The organism is Methanosarcina soligelidi (assembly GCF_000744315.1).
GTDB classification, from domain to species: Archaea; Halobacteriota; Methanosarcinia; order Methanosarcinales; family Methanosarcinaceae; genus Methanosarcina; species Methanosarcina mazei.
The window spans coordinates 1,409,917-1,427,071 of sequence record NZ_JQLR01000001.1 but is presented as its reverse complement, the minus strand read 5'-3'; the positions used below and the strand labels follow the sequence as shown (position 1 = coordinate 1,427,071).

General features: G+C 44.8%; 18 protein-coding genes and 1 tRNA gene. 2 read left to right on the top strand and 17 right to left on the bottom strand.

The window, feature by feature from the left end:
• Positions 1 to 90 precede the first annotated feature (90 nt).
• Together M886_RS06285 and M886_RS06280 are read left to right on the top strand one after the other, a co-directional pair.
• Positions 91 to 954 (top strand): hypothetical protein, encoded by an 864-nt coding sequence (locus M886_RS06285; protein WP_048050879.1) that lies wholly within the window; start codon positions 91 to 93, stop codon positions 952 to 954.
• A gap of 322 nt (positions 955 to 1,276) precedes the next feature.
• A complete protein-coding gene (locus M886_RS06280) occupies positions 1,277 to 1,546 on the top strand; it encodes a hypothetical protein (protein ID WP_137726699.1) in 270 nt (89 codons plus the stop codon).
• Between the two features lie 91 nt (positions 1,547 to 1,637).
• On the opposite strand, the gene M886_RS06275 is transcribed toward M886_RS06280, so the two are convergent.
• The 17 genes from M886_RS06275 to M886_RS06195 form a co-directional block, all read right to left on the bottom strand.
• The gene (locus tag M886_RS06275) at positions 1,638 to 2,603 is read right to left on the bottom strand and encodes a polyprenyl synthetase family protein (RefSeq protein WP_048051658.1); all 966 of its coding nucleotides are present in this window, start codon (positions 2,601 to 2,603) and stop codon (positions 1,638 to 1,640) included.
• 35 nt (positions 2,604 to 2,638) lie between these two features.
• A complete protein-coding gene (locus M886_RS06270) occupies positions 2,639 to 3,982 on the bottom strand; it encodes an RNase J family beta-CASP ribonuclease (RefSeq protein ID WP_048036264.1) in 1,344 nt (447 codons plus the stop codon).
• Between the two features lie 1,526 nt (positions 3,983 to 5,508).
• Positions 5,509 to 6,606 carry a type 2 isopentenyl-diphosphate Delta-isomerase gene (fni, locus tag M886_RS06265; protein WP_048050878.1) on the bottom strand — a complete coding sequence of 366 codons (1,098 nt, stop codon included), beginning with the start codon at positions 6,604 to 6,606 and terminating at the stop codon, positions 5,509 to 5,511.
• 3 nt (positions 6,607 to 6,609) lie between these two features.
• The gene (locus M886_RS06260; RefSeq protein ID WP_048050877.1) at positions 6,610 to 7,392 is read right to left on the bottom strand and encodes an isopentenyl phosphate kinase; all 783 of its coding nucleotides are present in this window, start codon (positions 7,390 to 7,392) and stop codon (positions 6,610 to 6,612) included.
• Positions 7,393 to 7,525: 133 nt separating this feature from the next.
• Positions 7,526 to 8,431 (bottom strand): mevalonate kinase, encoded by a 906-nt coding sequence (locus tag M886_RS06255; RefSeq protein ID WP_048051657.1) that lies wholly within the window; start codon positions 8,429 to 8,431, stop codon positions 7,526 to 7,528.
• A gap of 191 nt (positions 8,432 to 8,622) precedes the next feature.
• A complete protein-coding gene (locus tag M886_RS06250; protein WP_048050876.1) occupies positions 8,623 to 9,426 on the bottom strand; it encodes an MEMO1 family protein in 804 nt (267 codons plus the stop codon).
• Between the two features lie 68 nt (positions 9,427 to 9,494).
• Complete coding sequence (rpsB, locus tag M886_RS06245; protein WP_015412069.1) at positions 9,495 to 10,235, bottom strand: 30S ribosomal protein S2; 741 nt, start codon at positions 10,233 to 10,235, stop codon at positions 9,495 to 9,497.
• A gap of 71 nt (positions 10,236 to 10,306) precedes the next feature.
• On the bottom strand, positions 10,307 to 10,489 hold the full coding sequence (locus M886_RS06240; protein WP_048050875.1) for a DNA-directed RNA polymerase subunit K: 183 nt from the start codon (positions 10,487 to 10,489) through the stop codon (positions 10,307 to 10,309).
• A gap of 111 nt (positions 10,490 to 10,600) precedes the next feature.
• Positions 10,601 to 10,675 (bottom strand) — tRNA-Pro (locus M886_RS06235).
• The gene (locus M886_RS06230) at positions 10,676 to 10,864 is read right to left on the bottom strand and encodes a DNA-directed RNA polymerase subunit N (RefSeq protein WP_011033698.1); all 189 of its coding nucleotides are present in this window, start codon (positions 10,862 to 10,864) and stop codon (positions 10,676 to 10,678) included.
• Between the two features lie 8 nt (positions 10,865 to 10,872).
• Positions 10,873 to 11,277 (bottom strand): 30S ribosomal protein S9, encoded by a 405-nt coding sequence (locus M886_RS06225; RefSeq protein WP_048050874.1) that lies wholly within the window; start codon positions 11,275 to 11,277, stop codon positions 10,873 to 10,875.
• 13 nt (positions 11,278 to 11,290) lie between these two features.
• Positions 11,291 to 11,713: a 50S ribosomal protein L13 gene (locus M886_RS06220; protein ID WP_011033696.1), complete on the bottom strand. Its 423-nt coding sequence runs from the start codon at positions 11,711 to 11,713 to the stop codon at positions 11,291 to 11,293.
• Positions 11,714 to 11,723: 10 nt separating this feature from the next.
• On the bottom strand, positions 11,724 to 12,104 hold the full coding sequence (locus tag M886_RS06215; protein WP_011033695.1) for a 50S ribosomal protein L18e: 381 nt from the start codon (positions 12,102 to 12,104) through the stop codon (positions 11,724 to 11,726).
• A gap of 167 nt (positions 12,105 to 12,271) precedes the next feature.
• Positions 12,272 to 12,790, bottom strand: coding sequence for a DUF2240 family protein (locus tag M886_RS06210; protein ID WP_048050873.1), 519 nt, complete (start codon positions 12,788 to 12,790; stop codon positions 12,272 to 12,274).
• A 258-nt stretch (positions 12,791 to 13,048) separates the two neighbouring features.
• The gene (serA, locus tag M886_RS06205) at positions 13,049 to 14,620 is read right to left on the bottom strand and encodes a phosphoglycerate dehydrogenase (protein ID WP_048050872.1); all 1,572 of its coding nucleotides are present in this window, start codon (positions 14,618 to 14,620) and stop codon (positions 13,049 to 13,051) included.
• A gap of 145 nt (positions 14,621 to 14,765) precedes the next feature.
• Entirely contained in the window at positions 14,766 to 15,635 is an 870-nt protein-coding gene (locus M886_RS06200; protein ID WP_048050871.1) for an RPA family protein, read from the bottom strand.
• Positions 15,628 to 16,989: a Single-stranded DNA binding protein gene (locus tag M886_RS06195; protein ID WP_048036259.1), complete on the bottom strand. Its 1,362-nt coding sequence runs from the start codon at positions 16,987 to 16,989 to the stop codon at positions 15,628 to 15,630. The genes M886_RS06200 and M886_RS06195 overlap by 8 nt, the downstream gene beginning before the upstream one ends.
• Between the last annotated feature and the right edge of the window lie 166 nt (positions 16,990 to 17,155).

Here is a 17,155-nt window from a genome sequence, read left to right as displayed (position 1 = left end):
GCCTGTTAGGCATGGTTAGGTTAGCTCTGCGTATATTTAAGCTTGCCTGATTTTGCTCTCCTAGGGTAAAACAACTTAGGAGTTAGACAAATGATTAAGAACAAAATTATGATAGCCCTTCTTTTGGCCATGCTGGCTGGTATAACATTGATACCATCTGTGAGCGCGAGTGAAAACAATGAAATCAATGCAGAAGTGAATATGGATGATGCCCTCACTACAGAAGAAAAGATAATTAGTAGTATTCCTTCGAATCAAAACTCTGTAGAAAATATTACAAAAGCTAAAGAACTTTTAGAAAAAGTTAAAGCACAAAATTTACAGGAAATTTCTGATTCAGTAAATAAATCTACAAGTGGAACACAAATAAAATCAGCAACCACTGTTACCCTAGGAACGGATAAAACACTTACTACTGCAGACATAGGAAACTCTGGAACCTCAACTTCGGGAGCAGTACCTAATTTTAAAGATGCTGACTATTCTACAAGTTATAGACGAGCTAGAGCATCGGTATTAATCGGCCCGGGAGGATACGGAACTGGTGGTGCTTGGGCATGGGTTGGAAAATCTATTTATGTGTCAGGTTCTGGCTCCCGATCAGCAAATATTAGAATGGCTGGGAACATAAAAGGTGAAACCAGCGCTTTCGCTGGTGGACAAAGTAATACAGATATAAATTTAATAGTAAAAGACACAACAACAGGAACTTCATACACTACTTCGATATACAGCCAATCAGCTGGAGGAGTGGGGGATTATATTGTCGATGAAAGTTTTAATGATGGAATTTCGGTAACTCTACAAGCGGGTCACTATTATAATATATACGTCTCAGTAGATGGGAGTACTGCAGTTTATTATGCAGGTGAAGCAGGATCTGATTTCGGCCCAGGGGACGGCGACGATGGAGGGCAAAAAGTCAGTTATTCTTCGATAGTAATTGATTTTTAATAGCTCAGCACTCTAAAAATAGAGCAGTCTCTGAACTATAAGCTTTCTCAGTAGTACGGAATTGCAAATTTCAGATTTCGTATTACAAGATATAATTTTTTGATTTTACAAATGTTTAAAATATAATACCAATATCACAACATATCCATAAGAAAGCTGCTCCTAAAACCTGCGATTAAGTTTCAAATCTTGATTTTTAACAACCAATTGATTTTCTGAGTAGGAAAAATAGTTCTTAAGTCCCGGTGATGTGAAAATAAATTAGTTTTGGATGAACTCGAAAACAAAATTGTAAGCACCATAAATCGCTGTTCTTGTAGACATGGTTGATAAAATGAATGAACGCAGAAATGAAATATTAATAAAAATTATTCGATATGCTATTGCTGTTCCCTTTTTTTCGGGAGGAATAGTATTTATCTCTCAAGAAAAAATTCTCCCTGGTATACTCTCGATTTTGATCGGCATTATACTAACTCCTGCAATCGCAGATCCCATTGAAAGTAAATTGAATTTTTTATCGCTCAGTTTTCTCAGATTTATAGTTATACTTCTTCTATTAATGGCGATCAGTGCCACACTTTCACTGTAACAAAGCTACTTTAATCGTTAAATCAAAAGAAAATACAAAAAAAGGGGGTCAAAAAGAAATTGAAATGTAGATGAGCAAAATTAGCCCATCTTTAGTATTCTCGTGAGATCATATAGTCAGCAATCTGCAGGAGAAGGGTTTTTTCAGGACAGTCCCTGAGGACATCCAGTTTTTCTTTGCCTTCTTCTATATATGAAATTGCAAGGTTTTTCACATAATCGAGAGACCCGCATTCTGTAAGAGTCCTGACTGCCGCTTCGGTCTCTTCGAGAGTTGCTTCACCTTTTCCGAAAATATCCAGCTTCACGCCTTTCTCGAAAGCATTTATGACAATAAGGGTGTATTTTCCTTCCATAAGGTCGCTGCCCCTTACCTTTCCGAGAACTTCTTCAGGTGCGGTCATATCAAGGACGTCATCATACATCTGGAAGCCTATTCCTATAAGGCGTCCGTATTCGGATAAAGCCTCGGCAACTTCGTCAGAAGCCCCTCCTAAAAGGGCGCCGATTTTGGCTGAGGCTGCATAGAGGACAGAGGTCTTCTTTTCCACCATCTCGAGGTACTCGGATTCAGTAACCTTTTTCCGGGTTTCGAAATCCATATCGAGCCACTGGCCTTCGCAGATTTCGGTGCAGGTCTTTGAAAGGACATCCATGCACTTTAAAACCCTCACAGGCTCGCTTTCGACTTTAGAGAGGATTTCGAAGGCTTTGGAATAAAGGGTGTCGCCGGCAAGAATTGCTCCGGCTTCTCCCCATTTTACGTGAACTGCAGGCATTCCCCTGCGGATGTCATCTCTATCCATAATGTCGTCATGGATCAGAGTGAAATTGTGCACAAGTTCCACTGAGACTGCTGCGGGCAAAACGGACCTGAGATTGGAACCGACAGCTTCAGCAGCCAGGATGAGGACTGCCGGACGAAGGCGCTTCCCACCGGCGTCTACGAGGTAACGGGAAGCTTTATACAGCTCTTCAGGCCGGGTTACCGGAAGCAATTCGTCGATTGCAGCATCAACATGGGAACTTCTATTTTTAATTTCATCAACAAGCGTCATAAGCATCACAAGAACACGGGATTTTCATTATAGAGTTACTCCTCTATATATAACACTTCGCCATTTCTGAGAAGGTGTACGGTATCTCCGAGTACATACCCCGCATCTTCTGCCATTTCGATGTAATGCCCATGCATCTCCATGTCTCCATGTGCAGGAATCACGTGTTCGGGATTCACCATGCGAAGAAGCTCCCAGTGGTCTTCCCTGTATGCGTGTCCTGATACGTGGACATTATCATAAATCCTGCCGCCCTTCATTTTGAGCTTGGTCTCAAGGGCGTAACGGTTCGCCTGAGTCATCGGGCTCGGGATTACATTTGCAGAGAAAATAATCCTGTCCCCGGGGTCAATAGTATACGGAGTTTCCCCGTTTGCGACCCTCACAAGAATGGAACCCGGCTCTCCCTGGTGTCCTGTGACGATAGGCAGGTATTTGTTTTTGCCTTCCTGCATGATGCGCTTAAATGCCCTGTCGACATCTTTTCTTGTGCCATAAATCTCAACATTCGAGGGAAGGTCAAGATAACCGATGTCCCTGGCAGCACCCACATAGCGGTCCATGGAGCGGCCCATAAGCACAGGAATTCTGCCCATCTCTTCGGCAGCCTCGATAATCGCTTTAAGCCTGGCAATGTGGGAAGCAAAGGTCGTAACAATCATCCCGACACCTGATTCCTCGGTTCCGAGCAGGACATCCCTTACCATGTCTTTTGCGATCTGTTCCGAAGGGGTCTTGCCTGAGCGTCCGGCGTTAGTGCTCTCCGTGATCATTGCAATAACCCCTTCCTTTCCGAGGGATTTGAAACGGTCAAAGTCAGGAGCCTCTCCCATTGTCGGAGTCCTGTCCAGCTTGAAGTCACAGGCGTACAGGACAGCACCTGCCGGAGTATGTACGGCTGCAAGTACACAGTCGATGATGCTGTGCTGGACCCTGATGAACTCTATGGAAATATCTTCCGTAACCTGGTAGGTCCCGCCTGCCTGCAGAGGGATAACCCTGTTGCAAACCTCAAACTTACGTTCGGATTCTATCTGCTGCCTGATAATAGCTGCAGTATAGGGGGTAGCAAGTATAGGGGCGTTATACCTGTGGGCAAGCTTCGGAATCGCACCTATATGGTCAAGGTGCCCGTGAGTACAGACGATCGCCCTCACAGTCCCGTTGATTTCTTTCATGATAGTATCATCAGGAATTGCACCCATCTCGATCAGTTCAAGAGAATGCATTTTGTCAATCTCAACATCCTCATGGATCTGGACCCTGTCGAGCCTGAGCCCCATATCAAGAATGACAATATCTTCACCTATAATTATGGCAGTCATATTGCGGCCCATTTCATTATAGCCGCCGACTGCAACAATACCTATTTCAGTCATATTTTTTAACCTCTTATTTAATTTGAATATCTTATCCTTGTAAAAACCGAAACCTCAAAAACAGATTCGGTGACGGTCTTATACCAATGAGCATGAATGTAAACGCGTGATGCAAAAGCATGGAATAATAATGGAAATTATGATATGGAATTATCTTTTTAGAAAAGTCACTTCTAAAATTTACTTCTTATACCCTTAAAGAAGCCCCCTCCTTGATCAGGTGCATCAGGCTGCATTTCCTAGCAGAAGAATACACTTTAAATATATATTTGTTTCAGTATACAAATATTTTAACCTGCCTGAAACTTTGGAAACTATCTACTATCCTGCCCTTACTGTCCTGTTCTCATGTAGCCAGGATTCTCAGGGGAATTTCCAGAACCTTCAGGAAAATATGTCCTGATTCTGCCCTGTACTCTTTCAACATCTTTCCTTGGTAACAACTATTCTCAAAAAGCCTGTTTCCAGACAGCTTCAGATTAAGGGTAAACTTCTATATTTAAATGACTTTGCTAAACTATTTTGTATATTCCAGCGGTTTATTATTCCACATTCCAGGAGCTTATTCCACTTCAACATTTTATATTTTTTATAAAATGTTTTATATCCATTACAACGCATATTAAATTTATCATAAATTGATTTATATCTAGCATAAAACATTTTAAAGTTATTATAAATTGAGTTATACTTATTACAAAACATTTTAATTTTAGATTAATTCATTCATTCATTCATTCATTCATTCATTTTTATTCCAATAACTTTCTTTATACTCCTGATCATTTCCTTTTACGCAAGTATTCTCCTGATTCAGCACGAAATTAAAGTAACTATCTGCTGAATGATTTTTGCAATTGATTTTTGCAATTGATTTTTGCAATTGATTTTTGCAATTGATTTTTGCAATTGATTTTTGTAATCGATTTTTGTAATCGATTTTTATTTCGGTTAATTTGCGAATGGTTCCTGATTCAGTAAATGTGAGAAGTGACTCTTGATATTAATTCCTTAAATGATAGCTGAGGGATTATTTGAGGAAATTAATCTCGAATAGATACCTTACAGGACTAATTATTGGAATTAATCCCATAATCGATGATTTTTAAGGAGCAGTTTTCAGGGGAAAATAGCCCCGGTAAACATTTCTAAGGTTTTTATCCCGGGAAATTTAGATCCAGCTGAGGATTTCATTATATAAACCTTAAAAAAGGCATTCTTTTACTCTTCCGGTATACTAAGGGGAAACAAAGCTAATTACTTTTTCCCTTATTAAATTATAAACCAGCCATTTTTGCATCAATACTGAATTAGTCCCGAATCAGCCTGACCGGTCCAGGCAAATCCTGGCTGATTTTATCTATTTTATTTTGAGACATTACTGCCATTTTACCTATAAACGTTATCATAGAATAATCTGTAATCTAGTAAAACTGTAATTGAATAATTTGTGATCGGATAAATCTGTTTTGGGTCATACGGGATATGATAAAGGAAGGGATAAATGTTTTTTCCTGTTCCTTAAATTAAAGAGCGTTCCCCGGTAAAGAAAGGTCTTTTACATTAAAACCGCGCTGTTCAAGGTATTCGCGTGTCCACCCTGTAACGACAACCGGGGAGTTATGCAGGTCCTTCATATTTTCACAGCCACAGAGAAACATCGCAGCTTTGAATTCTTCAAGCATGCAGGAAAGTACTCTGACAACTGATTCTTTCCCTTCAAGGGAAGGTCCTACAAACGGCAGGGCAGCACTTGCCGCACTGGCTCCGAGAGCGATAGACTTTGCAATGTCAAGCCCGTTTCTTATGCCGCCGGTTGCGATAAGAGGGAGAGAAACTCTTGATTCTATCAGGCTGGCAACAGTCGGAATTCCAAAATCCCAGAAAAGTTCCCCGAGGCGTTCGGAAACCGAATCCCTGCTTTCTTTTGCCCTGTAAACTTCAACCCCTGCCCAGCTTGTGCCGCCAGCTCCTCCGACATCAATTGCAGAGACTCCTGCTTTCTGGAAGAGAATAGCGTCTTCCCTGGAAATGCCTGCTCCTGTTTCTTTCACGATCACCGGGGTTTTAATTTGGGAACATATTTCAGTGAGCATATCCAGGCAGCCAGTAGCATCCCTGTCGCCCTCGGGCTGGACCGCTTCCTGAAGGAAATTAAGGTGAATTGCAAGGGCATCAGCGTCGATCATTTCAATGAGTTTTTCGACCCCTTCAACACCGTACTGGCGGATCTGGGCAGCTCCGACGTTTCCGTAGACAAAAGCATCAGGTGCTTCATCCCTCACAACCCTGAATGAGTCTTCCTGAGCAGGGTCATCAATTGCAGCCCTCTGGCTTCCTACCCCTATTCCAACTCCCAGTTCTTCGGCTGCAGCCGCAAGTGCAGCATTTACAGGGATAGTATCAGGGTGCCCTCCTGTAATTGATGCAATTAAAAACGGAGCTTTAATGCGTTTTCCAAGAAAATCCACAGAGAGGTCAAGCTCATCCATATTTAATTCCGGAAGCGCCCTGTGAATGAGGGTTACATCTTCAAAGCCAGCACTGACCTGCCTGGCCTCAACCGGGCTTTCAGCGCAGAGCTTAAGGTGTTCTATCTTTCGCCTGGAGGTGGTGTTAATCATGTTTCATACCCTTTTATCCGGACTGATCCTGGTCCCTATGGATTCCCCATTCAAGAACCTGTAAATATTATCCGCTTTTCCTGCATTGAATATATAGGAGGTGATACTAGAATTTTTGCTGAGTTCAAGGAGTTCCAGAACCTTCCCGAGCATCCCGCCTGTAACATCAGTACTTCCCGAGCCTCCGATGCAGTGTCTAAATTCCTCAAATGTTTCGGGAGTTATTTCAGGCACCGGTTTTCCTTCCATATCAAGCACTCCGTCCTCAGCCGAACCCAGGCCGAGCCTGGAAATCCCGAGTTCTTTTGCCAGATAGGGAACAATCTGGTCCCCGGAAAGGATGCAGGTCCCCAGTTCTATGTCCATGGCAACATCCCCATGAAGTACAGGGACAAAGCCCTTTTCGAGCATGAGTTTTATGCTGTCAAGGTACATGGTCTCTATCCTCCCGTTTCTGCACACGGCACAGTCCATTGGGTGCACGGCAATAGCCCTGACTCCGAAACTGTTCAGGGCACCCACTACTTTTGAAGCGAGTTTTTTCACGGATTCATGGGTTACGATCGCCCCTTCGGGATCAAATGTCCTGTCAAGCCCGTATTTTTTGGCATAGGTGTGCCCGAAAGACCCGGCTCCGTGGACTACAATCATTTTTCCCCTGAAGCCTGAAACTTCCTGCGCAATCCTGAGAAGGTCAGCCTCTTTTACAACCCCTTCATACGCGCCTTTGTCTGTAATGGCGCTGCCTCCGAGTTTAAGGATAACAGGTTCGTTTGAAGCATTCATATTATCACTTGACACCTTTTTATAAATAACTCTCAATTATATTCAGAGATTATGATTTCTGCAACAATAATGATGAAAAGATGGGAATAAAAGCAATCTTATTTTACAGGAAAAAACTTCAGATTAATCCGGCTCAATCGACCTTCAACCCCTGTTCCGTGGGTTTTGTAATGGTCACTTTGCCCCCCGCACCTGCAATGGCTTCCGCTACCTGATTACATTTCTCCGGTGCAGTTAGCGCAACCATACAACCACCGCCTCCCGCTCCAGTAATTTTTGCCCCGAAAGCTCCTGCTGCCCTTGCAGAATAGATAAGCTGTGAAAGCTCAAGGATATTAACTCCAAGTGCATCAAGCAGTCCCTGATTTACATTCATAAGCCTGCCAATAGAAGTATAGTCCCCGGAAAGTACAAGTTGCTCACCGATTCTGGAGATTTTGCCAATAGAAGTCATAAGAGGTTCGATAAGATCAGGGTAATTTTCGCGGAGCTGCCTGACGTTTTCCACAAGCTCTTTTGTAGAAGAAAAAACTCCGGTGTCCCCTATAACAATTCCACAGTCAGGAGTCTTAAGCTTTCTCCTTTCAGGGATGGTAACGACTCCTCCGAAAGTAGAAACATAGGTGTCAGTAGGGCTTGCTGCACCCTGAACTTTTATCTCAATTTCATGCCCCAGTTTCGCAATTTCCTGAAGCGAAAGCCCGAATCCGAAAAGTTCGTTGAGAGCTCCTATGCTTGCAATCGTAACAGCAGCAGATGAGCCGAGCCCTGACCCAACAGGAATGTCAGAATCAACAGTTAGAAAAACACCATTTATGGGGATAGATTCTCTCATTTTTTCAATCACTGCAGAGACATAGGGATGTTTTTCAAAATCAAGACCTGTCCTGCCGATCTGAGACTGGATAGTTATGGAGTCATTTAACTCCGCCCGCACCCGGGTCCTTAACTCTACTGCACACGCTATTGCGGTTTCTCCGTAAACAACCGCATGTTCTCCGAAAAGATAGATTTTCCCGGGCGCAGAACATGAAACCATATTATTCCTCAACAGTTTTTCAATTTTGCTGAATTTGAGCACGTTAAGTAATTAACCTTACCCCTGAACGGGTATCTATGAGTAAAAGTAAAAATAGTATAAAAAAACCTATCCCTGCCCGCCTTTATCCCGGAATTATTCTGACAATCAAAATTTCCCCTGTTTTTCCTGAACCTGCTGGCATTTTTCAGTTATTCCACAATAATTGCAGCGTACCCGACAACAGCGTCCTTATCCCCGGAAACATCGCCACTATTTGAGTATTTGAGCAGAGTAGCCCGTGACCCACCGAGTTTTTTGGAAGCAGCAAGCATTGCAGTAATGGGCCCGTATCCGCAGACAGAAGCATTTCTTCTGTAAAGCCTGTCATACATGCCTGAAATATCAAAATTCAGAATAGAGTCTATGACCTCGGAATCTATCTCCTTTGCACGTTCGGCAGTCTCGTAGTGAGTAAAATCACTGGACGCTATTATGACTGCACGTTTACCACTTTCGGAAATAAGGTCGACAAGAAGGTTTCCTACCTCAACTGCAGTTTCTTCATCCTGCATGCCCATGCAGATAGGAAGGATTTTAAAGTCCCGCTCGAAGCGGTACTGAAGGAAAGGAAGCTGGACTTCAATAGAATGTTCGTATTTATGCCCGAGTTCATCTGCGTCAACGATGCTTCCGAGAAATCCATCGGCGAGTTCGAGGTCAACATCAATATTTCCAAGGGGGGTTTTCCACGTTTCCCTGGATACTGATACTGGCGAACCGTAACCGGTATGGTTGGGACCAAAAATAACATAGGTATCGGCTTCAGGAAGAGTCGCATAAACATGTGCAGCCACTTTCCCGGAATACATATACCCGGCATGCGGGCAAACAGCTCCCAGGACTTCCTGTTCCCGGATCTCAAGTCCTTCGAAACACCGTTTAAGTTCGTTTTCCAGATTTTCACAACGCAGGGGATAGAACTGCCCTGCAACTGCTGGCTGTCTCATTTCCAATCACCCATAATATAAGATATGGGCAATTTTTATAAACCCTTGCAGTATGCAGGACGGATGCCCCGAAATTAGAGCGGAGTTTCGAAATCTGTCATCTCGTAATTGAAGGGAGTGTTATTGAGTCTGGAAACTTCCCTTGCAAGCAGCCAGTAAACAAGAGAAAGTGCTTTTCTACCCTTGTTGTTGGTCGGGATCACAAGGTCCACATTTGAGGTCAGGTTGTTGGTGTCACAGAGTGCTATAACCGGTACTCCAATGCTTGAAGCTTCCTTCAGGACCTGGGCATCTCCTGCCGGGTCGGTTACAATAATAACATCCGGCTCAAAGAAACCGTGGATCTGAGGGTTTGTAAGGGAACCCGGGATAAACCTTCCGAGCATCGCCCTTGTGCCAAGTGCCCTTGAGAACATTCTTGCAGGGTGCTGACCATACTGCCTTGAAGATACCACAAGGATTCTGGAAGGATCGTAGTGAGAAAGCAGTTTTGATGCAACTCTGATCCTTTCGTCTGTTGACTGGATATCAAGAACGTATAACCCATCAGTTCTGACCCTGTATACGAAGCGCATCATATCCTGAGTCTTCTGCTGGGTTCCGATGTGAACACCTGCCGCAAGGTATTCGTCAATAGATACAAGGGATGTGGACCCTTCTTTAGCGGAAGCTGCTTCGTCGTCAGCTACAGGTACAGATTCGGTCTTTACTGCGGCTTCCTTTTCAGGTGCAGGTTTTGCTTCAGCCACGACATTCTCTTCAGGCAAAGGCTGTGCTCCGGTTTCCTCCTGCCCTGTCTGCTCAATTTCCTCCATAAAGTCACCTCATAATATATAGAATCAACAATAAAATTCATTCAGCGTCTGAAAGTATCCCAATTACGTTTTTAGCTTTTTTTACGTTTAACCGTTATAGGAATAACTCCGGCCTTCAACTCTTCAATGGCTACACCCAGGGGGTCCAGCCGCCCGTCATCTTCAACCAGGACAGGAGCCCCCATTGCAATCTGCAATGATCTTGCACCTACAATTCGTGCACGCTCGAACCGGGTATAATTTTCCTTGACCAACAGATCACCCTTAAACTTAAAAACGCTCCGATGAGTTCCGATAATCGAGAAGCATGATAAATTTGACATATTCAGTACACACCTTAAAACCAGTACCCTTGAAAGGGAAAATGGGACCGCTGAGATTCGAACTCAGGTTCCGGCGTCCCGAACGCCGAAGGATGGACCAAGCTACCCTACGGTCCCTTACTGGTACGGTGAAAGCACGTCAATAAGTTCGACATGGCTGAGGAACATTCTGCGGCAGCAGTAGCGGGTGATCCCGAGATCATCCAGCACTGCAGCAGCGTCTTCGCCGTCGGTGACGCGTCTTTTGTACTCATCCCAATAGTTAGAGATTACTTTTCCACATGAGAAACATCGGACTGGGATCATAACTTTCCTTACCTGTAAGATTTCTGATATTTAGACCTAGCTCCAGGTCCACCAAAGTTTTTGGCTTCTTTCTGCCTGGAATCGCTTACAAGTAAATTGCGGTCGTAGGCTGCAAAGTTGTCTCTGATGATTGTGTCGTTTGTCCATTCCACAATACCACGAGCAACTGCAGTCCTTACTGCATTAGCCTGCCCAACGATTCCGCCGCCGCGCACATCAACATTGATGTCGAGTCCGGAAACAACATCCTTTCCTGCAATAAGCAGAGGCTCTGAGATTTTCATCATTGCAAGCTCAGGAGTATAGAGCTCGAGCGGAATTTTGTTGATCCTGACCTTACCGGTACCTTTCATAACTGTTGCACGTGCAGTTGCAGTCTTGTGCTTTCCAGATGAATTAATTACTTTGACCATGAGGACTCACCCATTAGAACTTTGAACCCATTTTCTGGCTCACTTCACCAAGCTCTACGTACTTGTTAGAACTCAGAAGCCTCATGTCGGCATCTGCGATGGTGGTTGTCTCAGCGCCCTTAAGTTCGTAGGGGACACCTACATAGACTTTGAGCCTGGACATTGCGTCTCTGCCTCTTGCTCTCTTATAGGGCAACATGCCACGAATAGTCCTCTTCAGAATGCGGTCCGGACGCTTCGGGAAGTAAGGCCCGAATTCCGTTGCACCCCTATCCCGGGTTTCCCGGTATTCTCTGAGAGTGGCTGCCCTTGAGCCAGAAATGATGGCTTTTTCGGCATTTATGATATAAACCTTTTCGTCTCCTGAAAGCAACTGTTTTGCAACTGAACTTGCAAGACGCCCCAGAATAAGCCCTTTTGCATCGATAACCGTCATCTTCGTCACCTCAGCGGAATATCCGGATACCGGACCCTTTTGGATTTGCTTCCATGATCTCTTCAACACTCAGGCACTTGCCGCCGGCTTCGGTGATCTTTTCAACAGCAGATTCGCTGAATGTTACAGCCGCAACGGTAACAGGATGATCAAGAAGACCTGCACCCAGAACCTTACCAGGGACAAGCAGGACATCATTCTCAGCAGTGTGCCTGTTGATCTTGCTTATATTCACAGCCGCATAGTTTCTGGACGGCGCCTCAAGACGTTTCGCAATATCCTTCCAGATCGGGGCAGAATCTACATTTGCCCTATCTTTCAGGGTAAGAATCAGGGAAACGATTCTTGGATTCGTTTTTCTTGTTAGTTTTACCAGTGATTTTTTACCCAATGTATGTTCCTCCGCAAGATTTATTGAATCTCACTCACGCGGAAAAAATCCCTATCGCGTTCGAACATCGCATGACTGCCGCAGCTCAGAAGCCTGAGGCAGTAAATTAAATATCAAGCGAGTAGTCGGATTGGTATGATGTGAATAACATTTCTAGTACATAAAGATTATGCGTAATCGGAAAAGCCAAGAACAGTTCTGGAAACCTTTTCGTGTATCCTTTCTATATTGCATCCGAACTTCTTTGCCACAATAAGTGCAACTACCCTGATATCCACAAGATAAGAGAGGCGTTCCTGCATGGAATTGATCTCGGAGACAAGCCTCTGTTTGTTTATTCCGGCATCTGCGGAAATAAAATCGAGGATCTGTTCAAAGGAAATTTCTTCCCTGTTGCGGACGGCACTTACGGGTTTTCCGGGTTTTTCTTTGAGCTCAAGAAAATTCTCAGGAGGCTTGAAAGCATGAGGGAGCCGGACACTTTCAACATCAAAACAGGGCACAATTACACCTTCCTTCATGGAAAGCAGCCCTGCTTCAAGGGCACGTGCCTTCACCTCGGAAGCTATTTTCGGAGAAAACCATTTCAGGTCGAAAGCGAGGGAAAACTCGAAGTCCTTTTCCGTAAGGGAAGCTGCAAGATTTTTCTTAAAAGGAGCTGAAACAACGTGTTTAAGTTCTTCCATTAATGAGCCTCGAAAAACAACTGGCAACTTCAGTATAGTGATATTATAGTAATGTAGTAGTATGCAGCAGTATGCAGCCTTTCCGGAATAGTAGTATGCAGCCTTTCCGGAATAGTAGTATGTAGCCCTTTCTTGAGTGCAGTTTAAGATTCGGAAAAATTCCGGGAAAAAGTAAAAGTCTCCGGCACAGACTCATTAAACCCGTACCGGAATGAAGCATTTTTCTGGAATTATACTTACTGCATTTTCTCAATGGATTCAGAGGGTTACAAGCTTGGCATTAAGGATGCCCGGAACCTGCCTGACCTCATCAAGGATAGCATCGGAAACATCGGTGTCGACATTAAGAACCATCATGGTCACGCCTCCGACTTCCGATCTTCCAACCTGCATGCCTGAAATGTTGATATTGTTTTTCCCAAGGACCATGCAACAGGGACCGATAACGTTCGGTTTGTTGATATGTTTGGCAAAAATCATACGACCAGCCGGGAAGATATCTACCTTGTCATCATCGATGGAAACTATCTTGGGCTCATCCCCAACAACGGTTCCTGCGACCATTTTTGTAGATTCTCCGCTGGAGAGCCTGATACTGACAGTGGAAGAATACTCTTCCGAAGATTCAGACTTGCTTTCTACCACTGCGATTTTTCTGGACTTCGCAAGGATTGGGGCGTTGACATAATTTACCCCGGACCCGACAGCCATTTCAAGCAGCCCTTTGAGAGCAGAAACTGTAAGTGGTCTGGTATCTTTTCCGGAAATTTCCCCATTGTATGCAATTTCTACCTTTTCATAATTGCTGTCCACAAGCTGCCCTGCAATTTTGCCCATGAGCTCTGCAAGCCTTATATACGGAGCAAGGACTGCCATAGCTTCAGGTTTTACGGACGGTATATTGATCGCGTTCTTTGCAGACCCGCCTGTAAGGACGGAAACAACTTCCTCTGCAATATCGATTGCAACATTAACCTGAGCTTCCTGTGTGGAGGCACCGAGGTGAGGAGTTACGATAACATTGTCAAAGTTAAGAAGAGGGCTGGAGAAAGGAGGCTCTTCGACAAAAACGTCAATGGCTGCGCCGCCTACCTTGCCGCTTTCAAGGGCTCTTGCAAGGGCTTCTTCATTGATAATGCCTCCGCGGGCGCAGTTAAGAATCCGGACTCCTTTCTTCATAAGGGCGAACTGCTCGTCATCAAGAATATTTCTGGTTTCCTTGATAAGTGGGGTATGTACTGTTATGTAGTCAGCCTCTTTTGCGATTTCGTTAACCGTAGCCAGCTTGACTCCAAGTTCCATAGCCCGCTTCTCGGAGATGAATGGGTCATATCCCATGAGGTTCATTTCAAGCCCTGCAGCTCTCTTTGCGACTTCAGACCCTATTCTTCCAAGCCCTATAACTCCCAGGGTCTTACCCTTGACCTCAACGCCCATGAACTTATTGCGCTTCCATTCCCTGGCTTTCAGGGAAGCGTTGGCCTGAGGGATATTCCTCGACATTGACATCATCATGGCAATTGTGTGCTCTGCTGCTGAGATCATGTTCCCTTCGGGAGCGTTGGCCACGATGATGCCTTTCTTTGTGGCTGCATCCACATCCACATTGTCGACTCCGACCCCTGCCCTTCCGATAATCTTCAGGTTGTCAGCAGCCTCGATTATTCTCTGAGTAACCTGGGTACCGCTGCGTATTACAAGGGCGTCGTAGCCTTTGATCTTTTCCACCAGTTCATCTTCACAGAGCCCGGTGCAGACATCAATATCAAAATGTTCTTTTAGGATCTCCAACCCTTCGTTGGAGAGTGAGTCGCTGACCAATACTTTCATGTCAATTTCTCCAGATAAATACGATAAACATGAGATGCTAAATTTTAACAAAGAATACCAATCAACTTAATCACACTTAAGCGTTATCACATGTTTTTAGACCTGAATTATTCACTTTTAAAGCCTGTAAAGTCTTTTCTCCAGGTTAACCTACAAGCCTTATGATACCGATTTTCGGCTCGTAGCACTGACCCCCTGCAAGAAGAGAGCGGACGACTTCTTCCACCAGCTCCTCGGGTATACCTCTTGAAACTGCAGCATCTACAAAAGCGGAATAATCAATTCCTTTGCCTCCTCCCATTTCCCTGAGCAGTTCAAGTACAAACTCTTTCTGGTCAGCCTTGGCTTCTTCATTATCTTCGGATTCAAGATTAAGAGATTTAAGCCCTCCCCGAATAGAAGCCTTTAGCTGCTTTGCAAATTCCTGCGGGGCTCGTTCCCTTTCAAGGGCAATGGAAATCCCTTCGGCAAGCTCTTCGGAAATCCCTCTCTCTAGCAGGTATTCCCTGAGTATTTCTCCGCGGTATCCGCTTGCAAGTGCATCAGAAAAAGCCTCAAGCCTGTCAGTGGTCTGCTCCGCGATATCGACAACCCACCTGTTGCGTATCTCTTCATCCACTACATTCGCTTCTTCTGCCCTGATAGAAACAAAAACCGAGCCTGGTTCAGGTTCGTAAATCCGGGCTTTTCCCGTGAGTGCTATGAAAGCAGGTACCTGGACCGTTGAAAAGAAGATAGAAGCATCAGGCTGGAACTGCCCTGCATATACCGTAAAAGCCCCTGTAGGATCAACTATCCTGGCTTTCCACATTTCTTTCTGCAAGCCTATGCTGTCAAGTTCCGTAAGCACTCCGACTGCAAAAACGCGGTTGAGAATAAGACCAAGAGGGCTGATGAGAAGGTTTGGGGATTTTGAGTCGGCTGTTTCGGACGCAGGTCTTTCGGATTTATCAAGTTCCCTGCAGGCTTCAAATTCCTTTGCAAAAACCCTCTTTGCAATTTCACGTTTAAGCAAAGCTTATCCCTTCCCTGGAAACTTCTGAGCTCTGTTCTCCTTCATCCGGCCCGAGCCTGCGCAGCAGTTCAACAACCCTGACAGCAAGATCATCTTCAGGCACCCAGGCATTTTCCGCAACAAAAGAGGCTCCATATTCTCCATTTGAGGAATTCCCGCGAACTGCCAGGTAGCGGCCTGTAAGGAAACGCCTGAGGTCTTCGTAAACAGCGTCTTTAGAAATGTCGGAAAACATTAGCTGTTCGGCTTCTTCAAGTGTCTTCCCGTATATAATTTCTGCGAGTTCCCTTGGAAACATAACCGACATCGCCCCTGTACCGTCGTCCAGAACGGCTTTAATCCGCATATCCCTTATGCCCTCCACCCTGCCGTGCACCCTGCAGTTTGATTTTTGAATGACACGGCTGCATTCGGGACATCGTGAAATTATCCCCGAGCCCGGCCTGACGGAGACGATATTACCTGCAGTAACCACATCGAACATGCTGTCCCTTGAGGCTATTTCTTCAATTTTTATAGGGGAAGGGTCTTTTGAAGAGGATTCGAAAGTAAAGGCAATCTTTTCAGCTTCTTCAGCCGGTACTGGGGAGGTTCTGGTGCTGCTTATAAAATTAATAGAAGGCATGCCTCTGAACATGCGGATCTGGGCTCCTTCTATCCTGATTATGCTCCCAATATCAATTCCGGGGAGTTCAACCCAGGCGGTGAAAGGCAGCCTGGCAGTCTCATCCGCGAGCACACCAGAAATTACTTTTGATTGCTTGCCCCTGACAGGGACTTCCCTGTGGGAAAGCTGGAGCACACAGGCTGTGGTGCTTACAGAAAAGTCCGCAGAGCCTATTTCAATTAGTTTCTTTGCAGGGGTTTTAGAAAGTTCGGATAGCCCGGGAAGGGAAGAGTCGGAAACCCCGGATACCAGGGACTGTTCCCCGATAGAGAGCCTGATCCTGTTCTGCCAGAGGCGGGTATAGGCATTTTTGATATTAATTACATCCCCGATAGAGCCCGGAAGTCCTTTCCAGGAAGAAAACATGACAGAACCCGTTTCGTCTGCAAGGATCCCTGTATACAGTTTTGAAGGCCCGTCCTGAACTCCTTCCTGAGGGCGGAGTGCTTTTTCTCCCATGTCAAGGATCCTGCCCGTTATTTCAAAATTCTTAAGGGAAGCTGAAAGGTCCTTTACTTTCAGGATTTTCCTTTTCCCACCAAACTTGCGGAGTATAGTCTCCTTTGCAACCTCGGGCGAAACGCGAAAAGCAAGAAGCTTATAAAATTCTGCCCTTATGCCGGTTTTTTCAAGATCTCCAAGCGCCCTGGTTAGCTCTTCAAGATGGGGCGCAATTTTCTCGTCCATTTTAAGCCTCCATTTCAGACAATAATAAAACAATTCAGATATAAGGTTTTTAGGTTTTAAGGATTTTAGATTTCAAGAGTTTTAACCTTTAATCTGGAGCTGTTTTAGCTTTTAATCTGGAGCTCCGGTTTTGTAAGTTGCCTCCGGCAGCCGCCTGATCCAGACC